Origin of the sequence: Sphingopyxis sp. MC1 (genome assembly GCF_000371385.1) — a bacterium.
GTDB lineage: Bacteria > Pseudomonadota > Alphaproteobacteria > Sphingomonadales > Sphingomonadaceae > Sphingopyxis > Sphingopyxis terrae.
In genome coordinates this window covers 119,641-136,276 of the sequence record NZ_AOUN01000005.1, presented here as the reverse complement: position 1 = coordinate 136,276, position 16,636 = coordinate 119,641, and the positions used below count along the sequence as shown (strand labels likewise).

14 protein-coding genes and 1 tRNA gene are annotated in these 16,636 nt (G+C 65.5%); 10 read left to right on the top strand and 5 right to left on the bottom strand.

What is annotated here, in order from left to right; all coding sequences use genetic code 11:
- Positions 1-10 precede the first annotated feature (10 nt).
- The 4 genes from EBMC1_RS08920 to EBMC1_RS08905 form a co-directional block, all read right to left on the bottom strand.
- Positions 11-481 carry a hypothetical protein gene (locus EBMC1_RS08920; RefSeq protein WP_003043799.1) on the bottom strand — a complete coding sequence of 157 codons (471 nt, stop codon included), beginning with the start codon at positions 479-481 and terminating at the stop codon, positions 11-13.
- 28 nt (positions 482-509) lie between these two features.
- Positions 510-3,872 (bottom strand): outer membrane protein, encoded by a 3,363-nt coding sequence (locus EBMC1_RS08915; RefSeq protein WP_003043795.1) that lies wholly within the window; start codon positions 3,870-3,872, stop codon positions 510-512.
- A 77-nt stretch (positions 3,873-3,949) separates the two neighbouring features.
- Positions 3,950-4,396, bottom strand: coding sequence for a hypothetical protein (locus EBMC1_RS08910; protein WP_003043791.1), 447 nt, complete (start codon positions 4,394-4,396; stop codon positions 3,950-3,952).
- 39 nt (positions 4,397-4,435) lie between these two features.
- The gene (locus EBMC1_RS08905; protein WP_003043788.1) at positions 4,436-5,134 is read right to left on the bottom strand and encodes a hypothetical protein; all 699 of its coding nucleotides are present in this window, start codon (positions 5,132-5,134) and stop codon (positions 4,436-4,438) included.
- A gap of 196 nt (positions 5,135-5,330) precedes the next feature.
- On the opposite strand from EBMC1_RS08905, the gene EBMC1_RS17825 reads away from it, so the two are divergent.
- From EBMC1_RS17825 to EBMC1_RS08880, 6 genes are all read left to right on the top strand, one after another.
- Complete coding sequence (locus EBMC1_RS17825; protein WP_003043785.1) at positions 5,331-7,703, top strand: serine/threonine-protein kinase; 2,373 nt, start codon at positions 5,331-5,333, stop codon at positions 7,701-7,703.
- Positions 7,704-7,787: 84 nt separating this feature from the next.
- Positions 7,788-8,387 carry a hypothetical protein gene (locus EBMC1_RS08895; protein WP_156001085.1) on the top strand — a complete coding sequence of 200 codons (600 nt, stop codon included), beginning with the start codon at positions 7,788-7,790 and terminating at the stop codon, positions 8,385-8,387.
- 3 nt (positions 8,388-8,390) lie between these two features.
- The gene (locus tag EBMC1_RS08890) at positions 8,391-9,365 is read left to right on the top strand and encodes a hypothetical protein (RefSeq protein ID WP_003043779.1); all 975 of its coding nucleotides are present in this window, start codon (positions 8,391-8,393) and stop codon (positions 9,363-9,365) included.
- A gap of 72 nt (positions 9,366-9,437) precedes the next feature.
- Positions 9,438-9,962 (top strand): ECF-type sigma factor, encoded by a 525-nt coding sequence (locus EBMC1_RS08885; protein ID WP_003043776.1) that lies wholly within the window; start codon positions 9,438-9,440, stop codon positions 9,960-9,962.
- Between the two features lie 224 nt (positions 9,963-10,186).
- Positions 10,187-10,852, top strand: a complete 666-nt coding sequence (locus EBMC1_RS18085; protein WP_003043773.1) for an Arm DNA-binding domain-containing protein — start codon at positions 10,187-10,189, stop codon at positions 10,850-10,852.
- A 34-nt stretch (positions 10,853-10,886) separates the two neighbouring features.
- Positions 10,887-11,408, top strand: coding sequence for a tyrosine-type recombinase/integrase (locus EBMC1_RS08880; RefSeq protein ID WP_040589968.1), 522 nt, complete (start codon positions 10,887-10,889; stop codon positions 11,406-11,408).
- Between the two features lie 162 nt (positions 11,409-11,570).
- Here EBMC1_RS08880 and EBMC1_RS08875 read toward each other — a convergent pair.
- Positions 11,571-11,646 (bottom strand) — tRNA-Lys (locus EBMC1_RS08875).
- A gap of 341 nt (positions 11,647-11,987) precedes the next feature.
- On the opposite strand from EBMC1_RS08875, the gene EBMC1_RS08870 reads away from it, so the two are divergent.
- The 4 genes from EBMC1_RS08870 to EBMC1_RS08855 are packed head-to-tail and all read left to right on the top strand — an operon-like array spanning position 11,988 to position 16,631.
- On the top strand, positions 11,988-13,412 hold the full coding sequence (locus EBMC1_RS08870; RefSeq protein WP_003043768.1) for an efflux transporter outer membrane subunit: 1,425 nt from the start codon (positions 11,988-11,990) through the stop codon (positions 13,410-13,412).
- Complete coding sequence (locus EBMC1_RS08865; protein WP_003043764.1) at positions 13,409-14,713, top strand: efflux RND transporter periplasmic adaptor subunit; 1,305 nt, start codon at positions 13,409-13,411, stop codon at positions 14,711-14,713. The genes EBMC1_RS08870 and EBMC1_RS08865 overlap by 4 nt, the downstream gene beginning before the upstream one ends.
- The gene (locus EBMC1_RS08860; protein WP_003043762.1) at positions 14,710-15,432 is read left to right on the top strand and encodes an ABC transporter ATP-binding protein; all 723 of its coding nucleotides are present in this window, start codon (positions 14,710-14,712) and stop codon (positions 15,430-15,432) included. The genes EBMC1_RS08865 and EBMC1_RS08860 overlap by 4 nt, the downstream gene beginning before the upstream one ends.
- A complete protein-coding gene (locus EBMC1_RS08855; RefSeq protein ID WP_003043759.1) occupies positions 15,432-16,631 on the top strand; it encodes an ABC transporter permease in 1,200 nt (399 codons plus the stop codon). The genes EBMC1_RS08860 and EBMC1_RS08855 overlap by 1 nt, the downstream gene beginning before the upstream one ends.
- The last annotated feature ends 5 nt before the right edge of the window (positions 16,632-16,636 follow it).

Below are 16,636 nucleotides of genomic sequence, written 5' to 3'. Positions count from 1 at the left end.
TCTCGATCAATCAGGATATCACGCGTGAATGGACGAGGTTCAACGTCGCGGTGCCCGCGTCATCGGTCAGAACCGTGACCATAAGCGTCCGCGCCTTGTCTTCGCTTTCGCCCATCAGCTGCACCATCTTGTCCGCTGTGTTTTCCAGACCGATCTTCAGGCCGTGCCGGGCCATCGAGGCGCGGTAGAAGGCGATCAGGGCAGCCGGCGTCTCCGCGGTTTCCAGGGTCAGCGTCCCGCCGGCCTTGTCGCCATCGTTCATCCGCATATTCGTGGTCACTCGCGCGCTCTTTGGCAGCTCGACGAAATCGGGCAGATCGTCGGTAGCGATGCCGAGGGCGCCCGGACCGTTGGCGACCGGTACCGAATTGTCGGCGGCCGCATCGGCGGGTGCCGCGGAGCCGTTCTCGCTCCCCTTTTGCGCTTCGCTGCACCCCGCGAGGGCGATCGCTGCGATCAGGATCACAAGGTCTTTTCTCATTTCGGGTCTCCTGCCAGTCCGCTGGGGCCTACCATCCGAACGTCATGCCGATACGGCCCCCGGTCGATCCCTTGACGGTGGACCCGGCGACCCCGCCCGAGACCCACACCCGCTCGCTGATCCGGCCAACCGCGACGCCCGAAAAGCCCTGCTCGCCGCGGAAGGTGGACAGGTTGAACGACAGGGCGACCGTCATGTCGGACGGGATGACGGTGCCGCCCATCGCCATCGCCGCAGCAATCCCGCCGTTGGCGCTGCGTTCAATCCGTTCCAGGCCGGCACCGAATTGCGCCAGCCGCGCGTCGAAAGCGCTGACCTGGCTGGAGAGAGCGCTGACCTGTCCGGGCAGCGCATTGAGCCGGTCAAGGTCGAAACTCGTCGTGCCGAGATTGCCTGCGCCGTCGGCGGTCACGAGGCGCAGCGCGCCCTGCTGCGCCGCGCGGCTGGCGTCCGAATTGATCCCGGCGAGCGTATAGCTGCTGGCAGCGGAGCCGATCGCCACCTGATCGTCACGGACCGATTGCGCACCGTTGCCGATCGCGACCCCGTTGGCGCCCAGCGCACTCGCGCTATTGCCCAGCGCAATCGCATTGTCCGCGGCAGCGTTGGCACGCAGCCCCGCGGCGATTGCCGACACGCCATTGGCTGTGCTGGTGTCGCCGAACGCGATCGCGGCATTGCCCGTCGCAACATTGTCCTTGCCGATCGCTATTGCGCCTTGCCCGGTCGCGATATTCGGATCGCCGATCGCGACCGCCCCGTCGCCGCTTGCCTGATTGCCAAGGCCGATAGCGACCGCGGCGCCATCGCTTGCCGTCGCACCGGTGCCGATCGCCACGGCGTCATCGCTCGTTGCCATGGCGCCGCTCCCGAGCGCGAGGGCATTGTCGCCTCGGGCCTGCGATGGAATGGCGCCGAACAATTGGGTTACGCTGGCCTCGACCCCGTCGAGGCGGGTGGCATTCGACGCCGCGAGGGCCTCCACGCCGGTCAGGCGGCCGTCCTGCTCCTCATTGCGTGCGATCGCCTGATCGGCGCGATTAAGGGCGGTGGCCGCGTCGCCGGCAGCGGAGGCGGTTTGCGTTTCGAGCGCCTGTATGCGGCCGTCCTGAACGAGATTGGCCTCCTCGACGGCATCGATCCGCTCACCCTGAGCCGCAACGGACGCTACCGCAGTTGCCGAAGCGGCGAGCGCGGCGTCGGCCTTGCCATCGGCTGCCGCTGCCGCTGTCAGTGCGGCACTGGCATCGCCCTGCGCGCCCGAAGCGGCGGCAAGCGCCGCGCTGGCATCGCTTGCCGCCTCGCTCGCCGCCGTCAGCGCCGAATCGGCCACCGCGCCTACGGCGTCGAGCTGCCCGAGATTGACGGCGTCGGTCGCGGCGGTGCCGGCGGCGACTTGAGCGATCTGGCGCATATTCCCTGCAGTGCCAACCGATACCGTATTGTCGCGGTCCGCGATCGATCCATTGCCGAGGGCGACGCTATTGGCACCGCTCGCCACGGCATTGCCGCCCAGCGCGGTGGAATTGAGCCCCGCCGCATTGCTGCGCCCACCGAATGCTACCGAGAAATCGCCAAGCGCCAGGCTTTGGGAGCCGGCCGCCGTCGAGAAATTGCCGCCCGCATAGCTGCCGGCGCCGGTCGCGGTGGAATCGTCGCCGAAGGCTTGTGCATAGCCGCCGGTCGCGGTGGCATTGCTGCCTTGGGCAGACGCATTTGCGCCGACGGCAACGCTGGTGGCGCCGCTCGCGCTCGCGCTGATTCCCAGCGCGCTTGAGCTTTCGCCATCGGCCTGCGCCCCGCTCCCGACGGCGGTTGCCGTCGCGACCGCCCGGCTGGCTTGACCCAGCGCGGTCGCGAAATCGCCTTCGGCCAGTGCCATATTGCCGAAAGCACTGCTTTTAAGGCCGGCGGCGCGGGCGCCGGCACCGGTCGCGGTGGCGCCATCCTGCTCTGCCGCGGCATAGCCTCCCAATGCAATCGCTCCGTCACCGCGGGCCGTGCCGCCGAGGGTGATAGCAAGCTCCCCATCGGCGATCGCCTCGGCGCCGATCGCAATCGCCCCGAAGTCGGTGGCGCCTGCCTGGAAGCCGATCGCCACGCTGCTTTCGCCTTCGGCGCGTGTCTGGGCGCCATTGGCGACCGCGCGCTCGCCGCTTGCGTTCGCGAAGGCGCCGGTCGCGGTCGCATTCGTGTTCGTCGCCTTGGAGAGTACGCCGATGCTGGTCGCGTTCATGCCGGAGCCGGTCGCATAAGAACCGATGGCGCTGCTGTTGTCGCCGCTGGCCAGTGCGCCGGTGCCATTCGCCGTGGCAAAATCGCCCGCCTGCGCATCCGCCCCGATCGCAACCCCATATTCGCCAGCAACATAGGCGCCATAGCCATCGATCAGCCCGTCGAAGTCGAGGTCGCGCTGCGGTCCAAAGCCATTCGCATCGGGGCCGTCGCCGCCAATGGCAATGCTGCCCACGCCGGATGCGAAAGCCGCGTCGCCAACCGCGATCGACCGGTTGCCGGAGGCATCGCTGTAGAAGCCGTTTGCGACCGATCGCGTGCCGGTGGCGCGCGCCTGCGAACCCGCTGCGAAACTGCCGAACTGCGATGCTTCGGAAGCATTGCCTACCGCCGTGCTGCCAGTTCCGGTTGCCGCGGCATCGGATCCCAGCGCAACCGCATCTTCTCCTGCCAAACTGTCCGATCCCATCGCGAGTGCCGAGGTGCCCGCCGCCGAACTGAAGGCGCCGACCGCGGTTGCGCGATTTCCGTTGGCGTCCGCGTCGGTACCGATCGCGATGGCGTCGTCGCCGGCGGTCGTTGCGCCGCGCTCGCCCAGATTGTCGGTGACGCTGCTCCCCATCGCAATGCTGCGGGCCCCGTTTGCATAGGCATAGGTGCCGACGGCGATCGCCTTATCTTGGACGGCGATGCTGCCCGAACCCACGGCGGTGGAGGAGACGCCGGCGGCGCGCGATGTCGCACCGACTGCGACGGCATAGTCGCTCGCTGCATCCGCGCCAAAACCGACCGCGAGCGAATTGAAGCCCGACGCCGCAGCGACATGCCCGATTGCCGACGATTGAACGCCGGTTGCGCTGGAGCGGGTTCCCAATGCCGTCGTGTTTCCGGCCGTTGCCGTGGCGCCAACGCCGCAGGCCAGCCTGTCGTCGCCGTTGCCGTCGTCGGCGGTGGCGCCGCCGTCATTATCGACCGCTGGCTCGACGGTCCCATTTTCATTCCGGTCGAGCAGGCATGTTTCCGCATGGGCTATCTGCGGCGCCGCGAACAGCGAGCCGCAAAGCAGCGCGGCGGCAACCGCGCGGAGGCTGCTGCCGCCCATCCCGCGGGAAAGCGTGCCGGCGGGGCAGGGAAATACTGCAAGGCTCTTGGTCATAACATTCTCCTGGCGCACGGCCTCCCGCACGTGGCGACGCGTTGCGGCGATCAATCGGCGGGAAAAAACGCGATTTGTCAGCTGTCCGACGGCCACGAAGGGTCGGGCTCGCTCGTCGGGGGCGGGACCGTGTCGATGCAGGTCTGCACGGCGGCTGCGCGCTCGGGATCGACGGTCAGCGAATAGATGCGGACATCGCCTTTTGCCTTGTCCTTCATTTCATTGAAGGCCTTGAACCCCATGCCCTTGTTGAATGACAGGATCGCCAGCTTCTTGGCCCAACCGGTGTAGATCGCCTCGTCGGGTTTGGGCAGGTTGCCGGTCTCGCCAGCCATCGCCATGTGCTGGAAATAGGCGCTGCTGGTCAAAGCCCAGCAGCGCAGCGCGGTGTCGAGTTCGCTGCCGTTACCCGCCAGCGCTTTGGCATCGCCGTCGCCCGGCGTTTCTCCATCCTTTTGGCCACAGGCGGACAGGAGCAGCAAAGCGCTCGCCAGGCTCGCAATATGTTTCGGTGCAAATTTCATGATCGTCTCCGCGAGAATATTGTCTTGATTGCGTCGAGATCAGAAAAGCCGGTCGAGAATGCCGCGCGCGGCCTTGCGGGCCGCCTCTTTGGCTTTGGCGTCGGCCTCGTCTTCTGCTGCGCGGGCGGCACCGTCGATGATGCGGCCGACCGGGTTGGCGCCCGGCTTCGCGGGTGAGCCGGGCCGGGCAGCATCGGCCTTCGCCTGTGCGGACGCCGCGTTGGGGGTGGCGGCTATCGCCTGGCGGCGAAGGAACGTGCCCGTCCAGGTGTCATAGCTATGCTCATAGGCGTCGGGGACGATCTCGCACCCGGTCCGCAACCCGGTAAAGGATTTGCGATCGGCGCTGAACGTCAGGACGAAGCGGCCATAGACGCGGGTGCCGTTGCGTTCGGTATCGCAATAAACCTGAAGCCCCGCGTTATAGGCGGTTTCATACCAATAGCCGGTCAGCGTGTTCCCCGAAAATTCCCCCTCCAGAGTGCCGCTGGTGATTCCATAGGTGCCCGTGCGGTAAATGGCGTCGAGTTCTTCTTCGTTCTGCGTCGCGGTGTAGGTGCCGGTGACGGTGCCCTCCAAAGTGTCCAGCACCAGTTCGGGCTTTATCTTGTCGAAGCCGACGGTCGCATAGACATGCGCCTCGGGCGCGGCCGTCTGGGCAGAGCCGGAGGCAGCGCCGAGTCCGGCTCCCACCACCAGCATCGAAGCCGTCGCCGCGATTTTCGTAACCAGTCGCATCCGTAAATCTCCTCATCCTGCGCCGGCCAAGCCTTGCGAGCCGGTGCCTTTCGGAGGTGAAAACAGGATCGGTGCCGCGAACCGGACATCGCAATGCGAAAAAATGCGCTTGCGTCGCTCGGTTAGTCTGGGATGCTAATGCAGGATCGGGCGGCGGGGGCATCGTGTGACAATTGAATGGAGCAGGCTGTCGGCATTGATCGACCGCACGCAGGACTTGTCCGAAGAGGAGCGCGAAGCCGAACTGGCCGCTGCCGACCCGATACTCGCGGCCGAAGCCCGGAAATTCCTGGCCCGCATGGAGGCCGCTGCGGATTTTCTGGAGCCGTCCAGCGCACCTTTTGCCGCGGACCATCCGATCGACCCGGGTCCGCAGGTCGGCGACCGCTACGGCGCATGGCGTATCGAGGGGCTGATCGGCAGCGGCGGTATGGGCTCGGTCTACGCGGTCGGCCGCGCCGACGGGGGGTTCGAGCAGGCCGGAGCGTTGAAGTTGATCCGGCGCGGCCCCGGGGTTGATGCCGAACGACTGGCCGCCGAGCGGCAAGTGCTTGCGGCGCTCGACCATCCGCATATTGCGCGCATTCTCGACGGCGGCTTGGACGATGCGGGCAATCCCTGGATGGTGATGGAGCGCATCGATGGTCCGCCCTGCAACATCTGGTGCGATACCAATCAGGCGGACCTCGCGCGCCGGATCGCGCTCGTAATCGATGCGATCGGCGCGGTGGCGCGCGCGCACCAGGCGTTGATCCTGCACCGCGACCTCAAGCCCTCGAACGTGCTGGTCGACAGCGGCGGGCGCGCCCGCGTGATCGATTTCGGGGTCGCCAAGCAGATGGCGTTGCCAACCCAGACACAAAATCCGCTGCCGGTTTCGGCGCCCTACGCGCCGCCCGAACTGTTGACCGGCGCCCCCGTCGGTCCGCCGTGCGACGTCTATGGCGCGGCGGCGCTGCTCTATGAGCTGGTGACGCGCAAGCCACCCATCGAACTTGATGGCTTGCCCTTCGTGCTCGGCGTCGGGCGCATCCTCGATGCCGCACCCAAGGCGCTGACGGCGCACCGCGACGTCGACATCCTTGCGGCTGCCCCGGACACTTTGGTTGCCGATCTGAACGCCGTGCTGGCGAAAGCGCTGCGCAAGGAACCGGCGGATCGTTACCCGACGCTCGAAGCCTTCGCGGCCGATCTTCAGCGCGTGATAGACCGCGCGCCCGTGACCGCGCGGCGCGGCGAGCGCGGCTATGCCGTGCGCCGCCGCCTGTGGCGGTGGCGCTGGCCGATCGCCGCGGGCGTCGCCATCGCGCTGAGCCTGGTCGGCGGATTGGCGGCGACCCTGTGGCAAGCGCGCGAAGCCTATGCCGCCCGCGACGCGGCGCTGGCCGAGGAAGAGCGATCGCAGGCGGTTCGCGAATCGCTCTATGTCATGTTGTCCGAAAGCGCCGACGTCGCTGGCGACGATGCAGACCGCCGCGATATACTCGAACAGTCGACCCGCCGGATCGTCGAGCGCTTCGCCCGCTCGCCCGCCGATCAGGCGCCGGTGCTGCACGCGCTGGGCGAGCTTTATTTCTACCTCGGCGATTACCGCGGGGCGATCACGGCGTTGCGGCCGGTGGTGACCGCCGGCGGTACGAACGGAATCGATCCCGAGACGCTTGCGCTTTCGCGATACGATCTGGCGCAGTCGCTTGTCCGCACCGGCGAAATCGAAGAGGCGCGGCCCCTGTTAGCGCAAGCGCAGCAATATTGGTCCAGCGCTCCCGACAAATGGCGCCACCGGCTCATCGACAGCCGGCTGCTCGAGGCGCAAATCATGCGCGGCGCCGATCCCTCGGCGGCGGCGGCGCTTCTCCAGAAAGCTACGGATGATCATGTCGCGATGCTGGGAACCGGCAATCGTCTGGCGGGCGTGTTCCAGAACAATCTGGGCGTCGCCTTGCAGGCGAGCGGTGACCTGCCGGGCGCACGGAAGGCGCTGCAACAAGCGCGGCTCATCTGGGCGCAGACGGGTCTGACAGATACGCCCGATGCCTTGAACACCGCGAACAATCTTGCGGCCATCGAGGTTTTGTTGGGGCATCCCGACAAGGCCGCGCCCATTTTTGCAGAAGCTGTTCGCCTGCGCGAAAAGCTGTTCGGCGCGTCGGGCGGGACCGCTGCCTTGCTCAGCAATTATGGCAAGGTGCTCTTGCAACTTGGCGACGCCCCGAAGGCGCTTTCGCTGCTGGAGCGCGCCGAGCCGATGGCCGAACGCTTCGCCGGCGCGGGATCGATCCTGCATGTGTCGGCACTGGCGGGGCTATCCGAAGCCCATATCGCGCTGGCGGGCAAGGACGAAGCCTTGGCCGTCGCCCGGAAATCGGTGGCGGCGGCTGGCAGCGCGCCTACGCCGCCGCGCGCCATCGCCCATATTGCGCTTGGCCGGGCGTTGGCTGCCAGCGGAGACAAACCGGGCGCGCGAGCCGCACTTGGCACCGCCGAGCCGATCGTCGAAGCGATGGGCGCCCCGGCGGCCCGCCTGAAACAGGGGATCGCCGACATCAAGGGGCTCTACCGCCTGTAGCCGCGGGCGAACGCGACCGAATAGTCGCGCCGTGATGTCCGCTTTCGCACTCCATTGCTGTTTTTCCTCCTGAGGCCCGCGCCCATGCGGCCGATGCCAAGGGAAGGACAGATCATGGCAGTGACACGCAGGAATTTCATCGCCGGGACCGCCGTGCTCGTCGCCGGCGCAACGAAAGCCACCGTGGCCTTTGCCAAGGGCGGCGGGACGATCGAGCTCGAAGTGGTCGGCGCGCGCCGCCTTGCCGGCATGTCGGGTGAAAAATTGCGCGCGGCGCTCGTGAAATCTGTGCGATTGCAATCGCGGCTCGAGCAGCCCGTTAAAATGCAGTTTCTCGCCGCGCGCCTCGTCGATGGCGAGATCGCCGACCTGTTCGCGTCGGACGGTTTCGAGCTCGCTTCCGGCGCGCAAGCCTTTCCGGGGGATATGCTGTTCCCGGGCGACATGCTCTTCCCAGGCGATATGTTTTTTCCCGGCGATATGCTGTTTCCAGGTGACATGCTTTTCCCTGGCGACATGTTGGTGCCGCCGGGCGAACCGCGCGCGGCACGTGGGCTCCTTGGCCGCGTCGCGAAGGACACGTTGCTGCGCGGCGGCGCCGGGAATGGCATCGTCTTCTTCGTGCTCGCCGAGAGTCGCGCTGTGTCGAGCCGAGGGCTCGGTGTACCGACCCGGCGCGGCTGAGCGATGCGCACGGCGCTGGTGATGGGCGACGGCCCGGCGGGGCTGTTGGCAGCCATCACCTTGCAGCGTGCGGGCTGGATGGCCAAAATAGCGCCGGGCCGCCGGGGCGCCCGCACGCATCACGGTCACGTTCATCAGATCAGCTTCGCGACGATGGCGAAGATCGAGGCGGTTGCCGGGCAGGGGTTGGCCGGATGGTCCGCCGCCGATTTGCTCCGGATCGATGGCGCCGCGCCCCCGGTTATGACGCAAGCCCCGATCGTCGATCCCGCGGCGCTGGTCCACGCGCTGTCGCGGCGGGCGATCGAGCTCGGTGCAAAATTGGTCGAACCGCGCATGGCGATCCCCGTGGAAGACAAAGCCTTCGACCTGCTGGTCGACGCGAGCGGCAGCGCCGTTCTCGCCGGTCGTACCGCGGGGCTCGACGTCGCCATCGACGAAAGCGACGCGATCGACGAGTGCTGGACGTGGCGCGGGACGGCTGGCAGCGGCGACGATCGCTGGACGATCGCCGCGCGCGATGTCGCGGGTGCGGCAGGTCTCTGGCTGACGCGCGCCGTGGACGGGCGCTGCATGATGACCCTCCGATGTGCGGATTGCGGCGAAAGTCCCGTCTCTCCTTTCCGCCTCCTCGACAGCGTGATGCTGGCGGCCGGCCACGACTGGGGCCGCCGCATGGGCAAGATAGGCTTCGACCCCAATCCGGTGCGCCACCGGGCACCCTTCGCCCGGCGCGTAGAGGTCACGCGGTCGGCGGGCGGCCCGCCGCTGCTGCGTATCGGCGATGGCCTGATCCAGACCGCTCCGCGCTTCGGACAGGGGTTCGCCCAGATCGCCGAGCAGATCGAGCTTATGCGTGCCGCCTTGGCCAGCGGTTCCTCACCGGCGAGTGCTGTCGCGACCATCGAAGCCAGCGCCGACCGGCGCTGGCTCGCGGCGATGATCGGCGCTGCTAGCGAGCCATTGCTCGCCGCCTGAGCCCGATGCGTTCCTCGGCGCCCGTGTGACCCAACGCATAGATATGAAAAGAATAATCCGCATAATGGCGCCATGCTTACCGATTCATCCGATTCGCTCGTGGCAACGCTCTATCCGCAGCTAAAGCGCCTCGCGCGCGACATGCATTGGCGTTACAGCGCCGGCGAAACGCTGCGCTCGACCGCGCTGGTCAATGAAAGCTTTCTCAAGCTGAGAAGCGCTGGCGGCTTTGCCGACGAGAAGCATTTCCTGCGCACGGCGGCGCGCGCCATGCGCCAGATTCTGATCAATCATGCCCATGCCCGTCTTGCCGCAAAACGCGGGGGCGGAACGCATGCTGCTACGTTCGAAGATGATCTGCCGGATATCTATTGGGAAAGCGACGAACGGCTGCTGGCGCTGAACGATGCGCTCGACCGTCTGTCACAAACGGCCCCGCGGCTTGCCGAGATCGTCGAATATCGCTTCTTCGGCGGCTATTCAGAACAGGAAATCGGCAACCTGCTCGACATTACCGAACGCACGGTGCGCCGCGACTGGGCAAAGGCCAAAGCTCTGATGCAGATCGAGATGGAACAAGGCGACGCGGTGGGCTGATGGGCCTGAGAACCGTCGGACAATTGGGACCGGCCTGTGATTGTGTGCCCGGCGCATTCATGATCGGTGCTGAATGCTCTTGGCAGATCGGACGCCGATGACCGCCTCTCCTGTTCCCTGGCTGAATGCCGCCCGTCCGCAACCGGCCAAATCAACATACACAGGTCGGTAAGCGTTTCTCTCGGGTCGGGACGTTTTCCCGAGTTAAGAGAGGAGGACGAGCCATGCCCGTCGGAAACGTAACAACTATCGAAGTCGATCATCTCGCCCCGCAGCGCGGTAACACTTTCCTTTGGGATAAGGTGCTTCCTGGATTTGGCGTCCGCGTGACGCAAGGCGGCACAAAGTCCTACATCTATCAATATCTGTTGGGAGGTAGGGGCTCGATCTCGTGGCGCTTTACTATTGGCCGCCATCGCGCGCCGTGGACGGCCCAAAGCGCGCGAAACAAGGCGCTTGATCTCGCGAAGCAGGTCGCAAAGGGTAAGGATCCGCTAGAAAGGCGTCGCGAACGCCGTCGGAAGCAGGTTGAGCTTCGATCTGATCGGTACGTCGAGCATTTCACCGAAGAGTATCTCAAGCGGCGTTGGAAGGACTGGTCGCGCATCCGCTCGATGCTGGTTCATCATGCGGTGCCGACGATCGGAACCAAACGGATTTCAGACGTTCGGCGGTCAGACCTTACCGCAATCTATCGACGCCTGGAAAACCGACCGTCTGTTGCGCGGGCGATGCACGCGACGCTCCGTAAAATGTTCAAATGGGTGATGAGCCGGGACGATCTCCAGCATTCGCCGACCCAAGGGGTGGATGCCCCCCCCGCCGCCGAAACCCCGGAATCGATACCTCTCAACCGAAGAACCGCGTTGCGCATTGAAAACAAGTTTTGAGCTTACGGGGCAATATGGCCCGGCATTTCGGCTGATGATTTTGACCGGACAGCGGCGCGGCGAAGTGACCGGGTTGGACTGGTCGGAACTGCGACGTGAAGGCGGCCGATGGGACTTGCCAGCCGAGAGATCAAAGAATGGCCGTCCACATCTCATCCCGCTGAGCAAGCAGGCAATCGCGCAGCTCGATGCCGTCGCAGGTGGGAAAGATTGGCCGGCACATGGTTTGGTGTTCCAGTCGAGCTCCGGCACGCGCCTGAGTGCGTTCTCGAAAGCTAAAGAGAAATGGGACGCCATGATCATTAGAAAAATGAGGTTAGCGGGGGAGGAGGGCGCCGTTTTGGCGCCTTGGCGGCTTCACGATATTCGCCGGACGGTGGCGACAGGCATGCAAGCCTTGCAGATCAGGACGGAAATCATCGAGTCCGTTCTCAATCATCTCTCCGGGACGAAGAGCGGCATTGTTGATGTGTACCAATGCCACCCGTATCAGGAGGAGAAGCGCCAAGCGATGAAGCGATGGGGAAGACACATCAAAAAGCTGACCGCGTCGTGACATTTCAGCCCGCAAGTGGGTGGTGAGAATTGGCGTAAGCTACCGATAACGTTTGATAAGATTTGACGGGCGCCGCCGGTTGCGTGCTTACCCGGTGCTTACACGGCATCTGGAGCGTTTGATAAATTTTCTCAAGACTGACTGCCAAGTCCTTGAAAGAAATGGTGGACGCACTAGGGCTCGAACCTAGGACCCGCTGATTAAGAGTCAGCTGCTCTACCAACTGAGCTATGCGTCCACGTGCCGGTTTTCGGCGGACTTCGCGGCGGCCACAAAGGCTTTGTGCTGCGAAGAGAGCGGCCCGCTATCATGCTCGTTCGGGCATGGCAATGGGCTTCGGCAATATTTTTTCACAAAAGGCAATTTACGTTGCTTGGGCGAGGCGTGCGATCGGGCTTTTGCGTTGAGGGCGTCGGACGGCGGCGCCGCGAAATGTCGGGCATGGGGAGCGTCGGTGAGCAAAATGGAGGCATCGGGTGGCTCGCGCGGCGCCCGAAAGCTTGCGCATTCCAGCAATTTATGGTCTGCCGTCCAGCAAGCGCGGCGATTTTGCATCCGCGGTGGGACTTTGAGGGGCGCATGCAGACGGGACGGCGCTGGCTGACAATAGCCCTGTTGGCGGGCGGGCTTGGGGGCTGCGTTTCGGCGCCGACCGAATATCGATCCGGGCCGGGCCTTCCCGTTCCCGAGCAATGGTCGGTGGAATCGGGAAGCAGTCCGGCCGTCACGGCGTCCTATTGGACGCGGCTGAACGATCCACTGGTCAATTCCTATGTCGCGCGCGCACTGGAGAATAATCGCGATATTGCCCAGTCGGCGGCGCGCCTGGCGCAGGCGCGCGCGGGTGTGCGCGCAGCGCGCGCGGGCTATTTCCCGCAGGTTACGGCCTCCGGGGGCGTGCAGCGCGATGTCGGCGATCTGGCCGACGAGCGGCTGCAATATTCGCTCGGCGCCGACGCGCAGTGGGAGGTCGATCTTTTCGGACGGATCGGCGGCAATGTCGCCGCCTCGCGGGCCGATCTTGCCGCCGCCGGCTATGGCCTTGCCGATCTGCAGCGCCTGATCGTGGGGCAGGTGGCGCAGACGACCGTGTCGGCGCGAACGCTCGCGGTGCAACTCGCGATCGCGCGCGAGACGCTGACCATTCAGGACGATAATCTCCAGATCGCACGCTGGCGCCGCGAAGCGGGGCTGGTATCGAGCCTCGATGTCGAGCAGGCCGCCGCGCAGCGGGCGCAGACCGCGGCGAGCATTCCGGCGCTGGAACGCGATCTCGCGCAAGCGGCGAACAGCATCTCGACCCTGATCGGTGAAGCGCCCGGCCCGGTGCGGACGGCGATCGAGGGCGAAGCAAAGCCAATTCCGGTTCCACCAGACGCGGTGGGGTTCGACGCGCCGGCTCCGGTGCTACGCCATCGCCCCGACGTCCGCCAGGCGGAAGCGACGCTGCTCGCCGACACGGCGCGCATCGGCGTTGCACGCGCGCAGATGCTGCCGCTGGTCAACCTCACCGGAAACCTCGGCACCGCCTCGTTCGGCATCGGCAATCTGTTCGATGTGATAACCGGGCGGCTCTTTGCGGGGATCAGCCAGCTGATCTTTGACGGCGGCCGCGCGCGCGCGGGTCTCGACGCCGCCAACGCAGCCGCGCAGGCTTCGCTTGCGGCATGGCAAAAGGCGATCCTTGCCGCGCTGGAAGATGTCGAGAGCGCCGCCGCTGCCCAGCGCGCGGCAGGCGAGCGCGTTGGCCTTTTCGAAACGGCGCGCGATGCGGCGAGCAATGCCGCGCTGCTGGCGCGCAGCCAGTATCAGGCGGGGCTGATCGACTTTCAGACTTTGCTGACCGCGGAGAACCAGTTGCTCGCAGCTCGCAACGCGCTGGCGGCGAGCGAGGCCGAGCGCGCCAACGCCTTTATCAGCCTCAACCAGGCTCTTGGCGGCGGCTGGGACGGGGCCAATTTCGATCCGGACGCCGGTGTTCGGACACAGGGGATTAGCGAATGACCGATACCGGCACTGCGCCGCAGGAGCTCGACGATTTTCTGGGCGCCAAGCCGCGTCCCAAATGGCGGCGCTGGATGAAATATTGGCTCCCCGCGGCGCTGATACTCGTCATATTGCTGGCGATGGCGACTTGTTCGCGCGGGAAGGGCGAGGCCAAATATATCACCGAGCCGGTGACCGAGAAGTCGCTGACGCTCAGCGTCACGGCGACCGGGAATCTGCGGCCGACCAATCAGGTCGAGGTCGGGTCCGAAGTGTCGGGCAAGATCGATCACATCTATGTCGATGTGAATGATCGCGTCTCCAAGGGGCAGATCCTCGCCCAGATCAACACCGACGTGATCGAGGACCAGATCACCCAGGCCGAGGCCAATCTCAACGCGGCGCGCGCGCAGGTGGCGCAGGCGCAGGCGACGCTGGACGTCGACAAGGCGCAGCTCGCGCGACTGGAAAATGTGTTCAAGATCTCGGGCGGCAAGGTTCCCTCCGGGGTCGAACTCGATCAGGGCCGCGCAGCGGTGAAGCGCGATACCGCCGCCGTTGCCGCGGCGCAGGCGAATGTCCGCGCGGTCGAGGCGCAATTGTCGTCGTCGGTGACCAACCGCAACCGCGCGGTGATCCGTTCGCCCGTTTCGGGTGTCGTGCTCGCGCGCCAGGTCGAGCCCGGGCAGACTGTCGCGGCAAGCTTCAACACCCCGACCCTCTTCATCATCGCCGAAGATCTGTCCGCGATGCAGCTTCGCGTCGAGATCGATGAAGCCGACGTCGGACAGGTTCAGACCGGACAGAAGGCCGATTTTACGGTCGATGCCTATCCCGGTCGCCGCTTTCCCGCGGTCGTCGAGCGCGTCGATCAGGCGTCGAGCAACACCGCTTCGCAGGCGAGCCAGCAGACGGCCACCGCAACCGCCAATGCGGTCGTCAGCTATGAGGCGAGGCTGGCGGTGGCCAATGGCGACGGGCTGCTGCGTCCGGGGATGACCGCTACGGCGACCATCGCAACGGGCAGCACGGCCAAACAATTGCTGGTTCCGAACGGGGCCTTGCGCTTTCAGCCCGATGCGAAGGAAAAGGAAAAGGCCGGCGTACTCAATCCCGAAATCGGGCTGGAAAAGAATGAACAGCGCGCGACGATCGGCGTGGGCAGCCAGCAACGCGTCTGGGTGCTTCAGGCCGACGGGACGCTGAAGCCCGTCGATGTGGTGACGGGGCAGAGCGATGGCCGCCTGACCGCGGTGACGGCCAAGGGACTGCGAGCCGGCATGAAGGTGGTGACGGGCAAGGGGGCGACGGGCCAGTGACGCCCCCCGAGATCCCGTTGATCGAGCTCGAAGGGATAACGAAGACCTTCGGCCGGGGCGAGGCGGCCTTTCAGGCGCTCAAGGGCGTCGACATGCGGATCGAGCGCGGCGATTTCGTCGCGGTGATGGGGCCGTCGGGATCGGGCAAATCGACGACGATGAACATCCTCGGCTGCCTGGATGTCCCGACGAGCGGCGTTTTCCGCTTTCGCGGGGTCGAGGTGCAGGCGCTCGATCGCGATCAGCGCAGCCTGCTGCGGCGGCGATATCTGGGTTTCGTCTTTCAGGGCTTCAATCTCCTTGCCCGCACCAGTGCCGTCGAAAATGTCGAATTGCCGCTGCTCTATCGCGGCGAAAAGAAGAGCGAGCGTCACGCCGCAGCCATGCGCGCGCTCGATCAGGTGGGTCTTGCGCCGTGGGCGGATCACACGCCGGCCGAATTGTCGGGCGGGCAGCAGCAGCGGGTGGCGATCGCGCGCGCGCTCGTCACCCAGCCCGACGTGCTGCTCGCCGACGAACCGACCGGCAATTTGGACACCGAACGCTCGATCGAGATCATGCAGTTGCTCACGCGCCTGAACGGCGAGGGCATCACGATCCTGATGGTCACGCATGAGGAGGAAATGGCGGCCTTTGCCAACACCATCGTGCGCTTTCGCGACGGGCTGGTCGAACGGGTCGAGCGCGGCCGGCGCACCCGCAGCGAGGAACCCGCCTGATGTTCGGCGCGACGCTCCTGCTCGCCTTTCGGGAGATACGGCGCCATCTGCTGCGTTCGTTCCTGACGACGCTCGGCATCATCATCGGGGTCGCGGCGGTGATCACGATGGTGACGCTCGGCAATGGCGTTACGGCATCGATCAAGGACCAGATATCCTCGCTGGGGTCTAACGTGCTGATCGTCTTTCCCGTGCAGGGCGATCGCGGCAGGCCGCGGCCATTCAAGCAAGCCGATGTCGATGCGGTGAGCAGGCAGATCGCCGGCGTCGTCGATGTGTCGGGCAGCGTGTCGTCCAGCGTCACGGCCTTTCATAACGGGCAGAGCTGGCGGACGACGGTGCAGGGCGTCGGCAATGACTTCCTGCGCGCCCGGTCGGTCGAGGTCGAAAGCGGCCGCGCGTTCACGAACGAGGAGGAAAGCGCGCGCAAGAATATGTGCCTGATCGGGCCCAAGGTCCAAAAGGCGATATTCGTCGCCGGGAGCAGCCCGCTCGGCGAAAATATTCGGTTGAACAATGTGTCCTGCACCGTGATCGGCGTCCTCAAGGAACGCGGCGAGGGCGGCGGTCCCGATCAGGACAGCGACAATGTCGTGATGGTCCCGCTGAAAATGGCGCAACGCCGGTTCACCGGTAGCGACGACATCCAATATTTCGTGATCAAGTATGACAGCGCCTACGCCAGCACCGCCATTCAGGATTCGCTCGTCGGCCTGCTGCGTGAGCGGCGCCTGTTGCAAGGCGCGGCCACCAACGACTTCAACATCGTCGATACCGCGCAGGTCAATCAGGCGCTCGGTGCGGCGACGGGCGCGTTGACCGCGATGGTTGCGGTGATCGCGGGAATCAGCCTGCTCGTCGGCGGGATCGGGATCATGAATATCATGCTGGTGTCGGTCACCGAACGGACGCGCGAGATCGGCATACGTCTCGCCATCGGGGCGCTGGCGCGCGAGGTGCAGCTCCAGTTTCTGACCGAAGCCGTCGTGCTGTGCTGTTTCGGCGGTGCGGTCGGCATCGCCCTCGCTTTCATCCTGTCCTGGGGGATGGCGAGCGCGATCGACGTGCCCTTCATCTTCAATCCGGTCGTCAATGTGATGAGCTTTCTGTTCTCCGCCTTGATGGGGATAACATTCGGCTATTATCCGGCGCGCCGGGCGTCGAAGCTCGATCCGATCGACGCGCTGCGGCACGAATAGGCGGC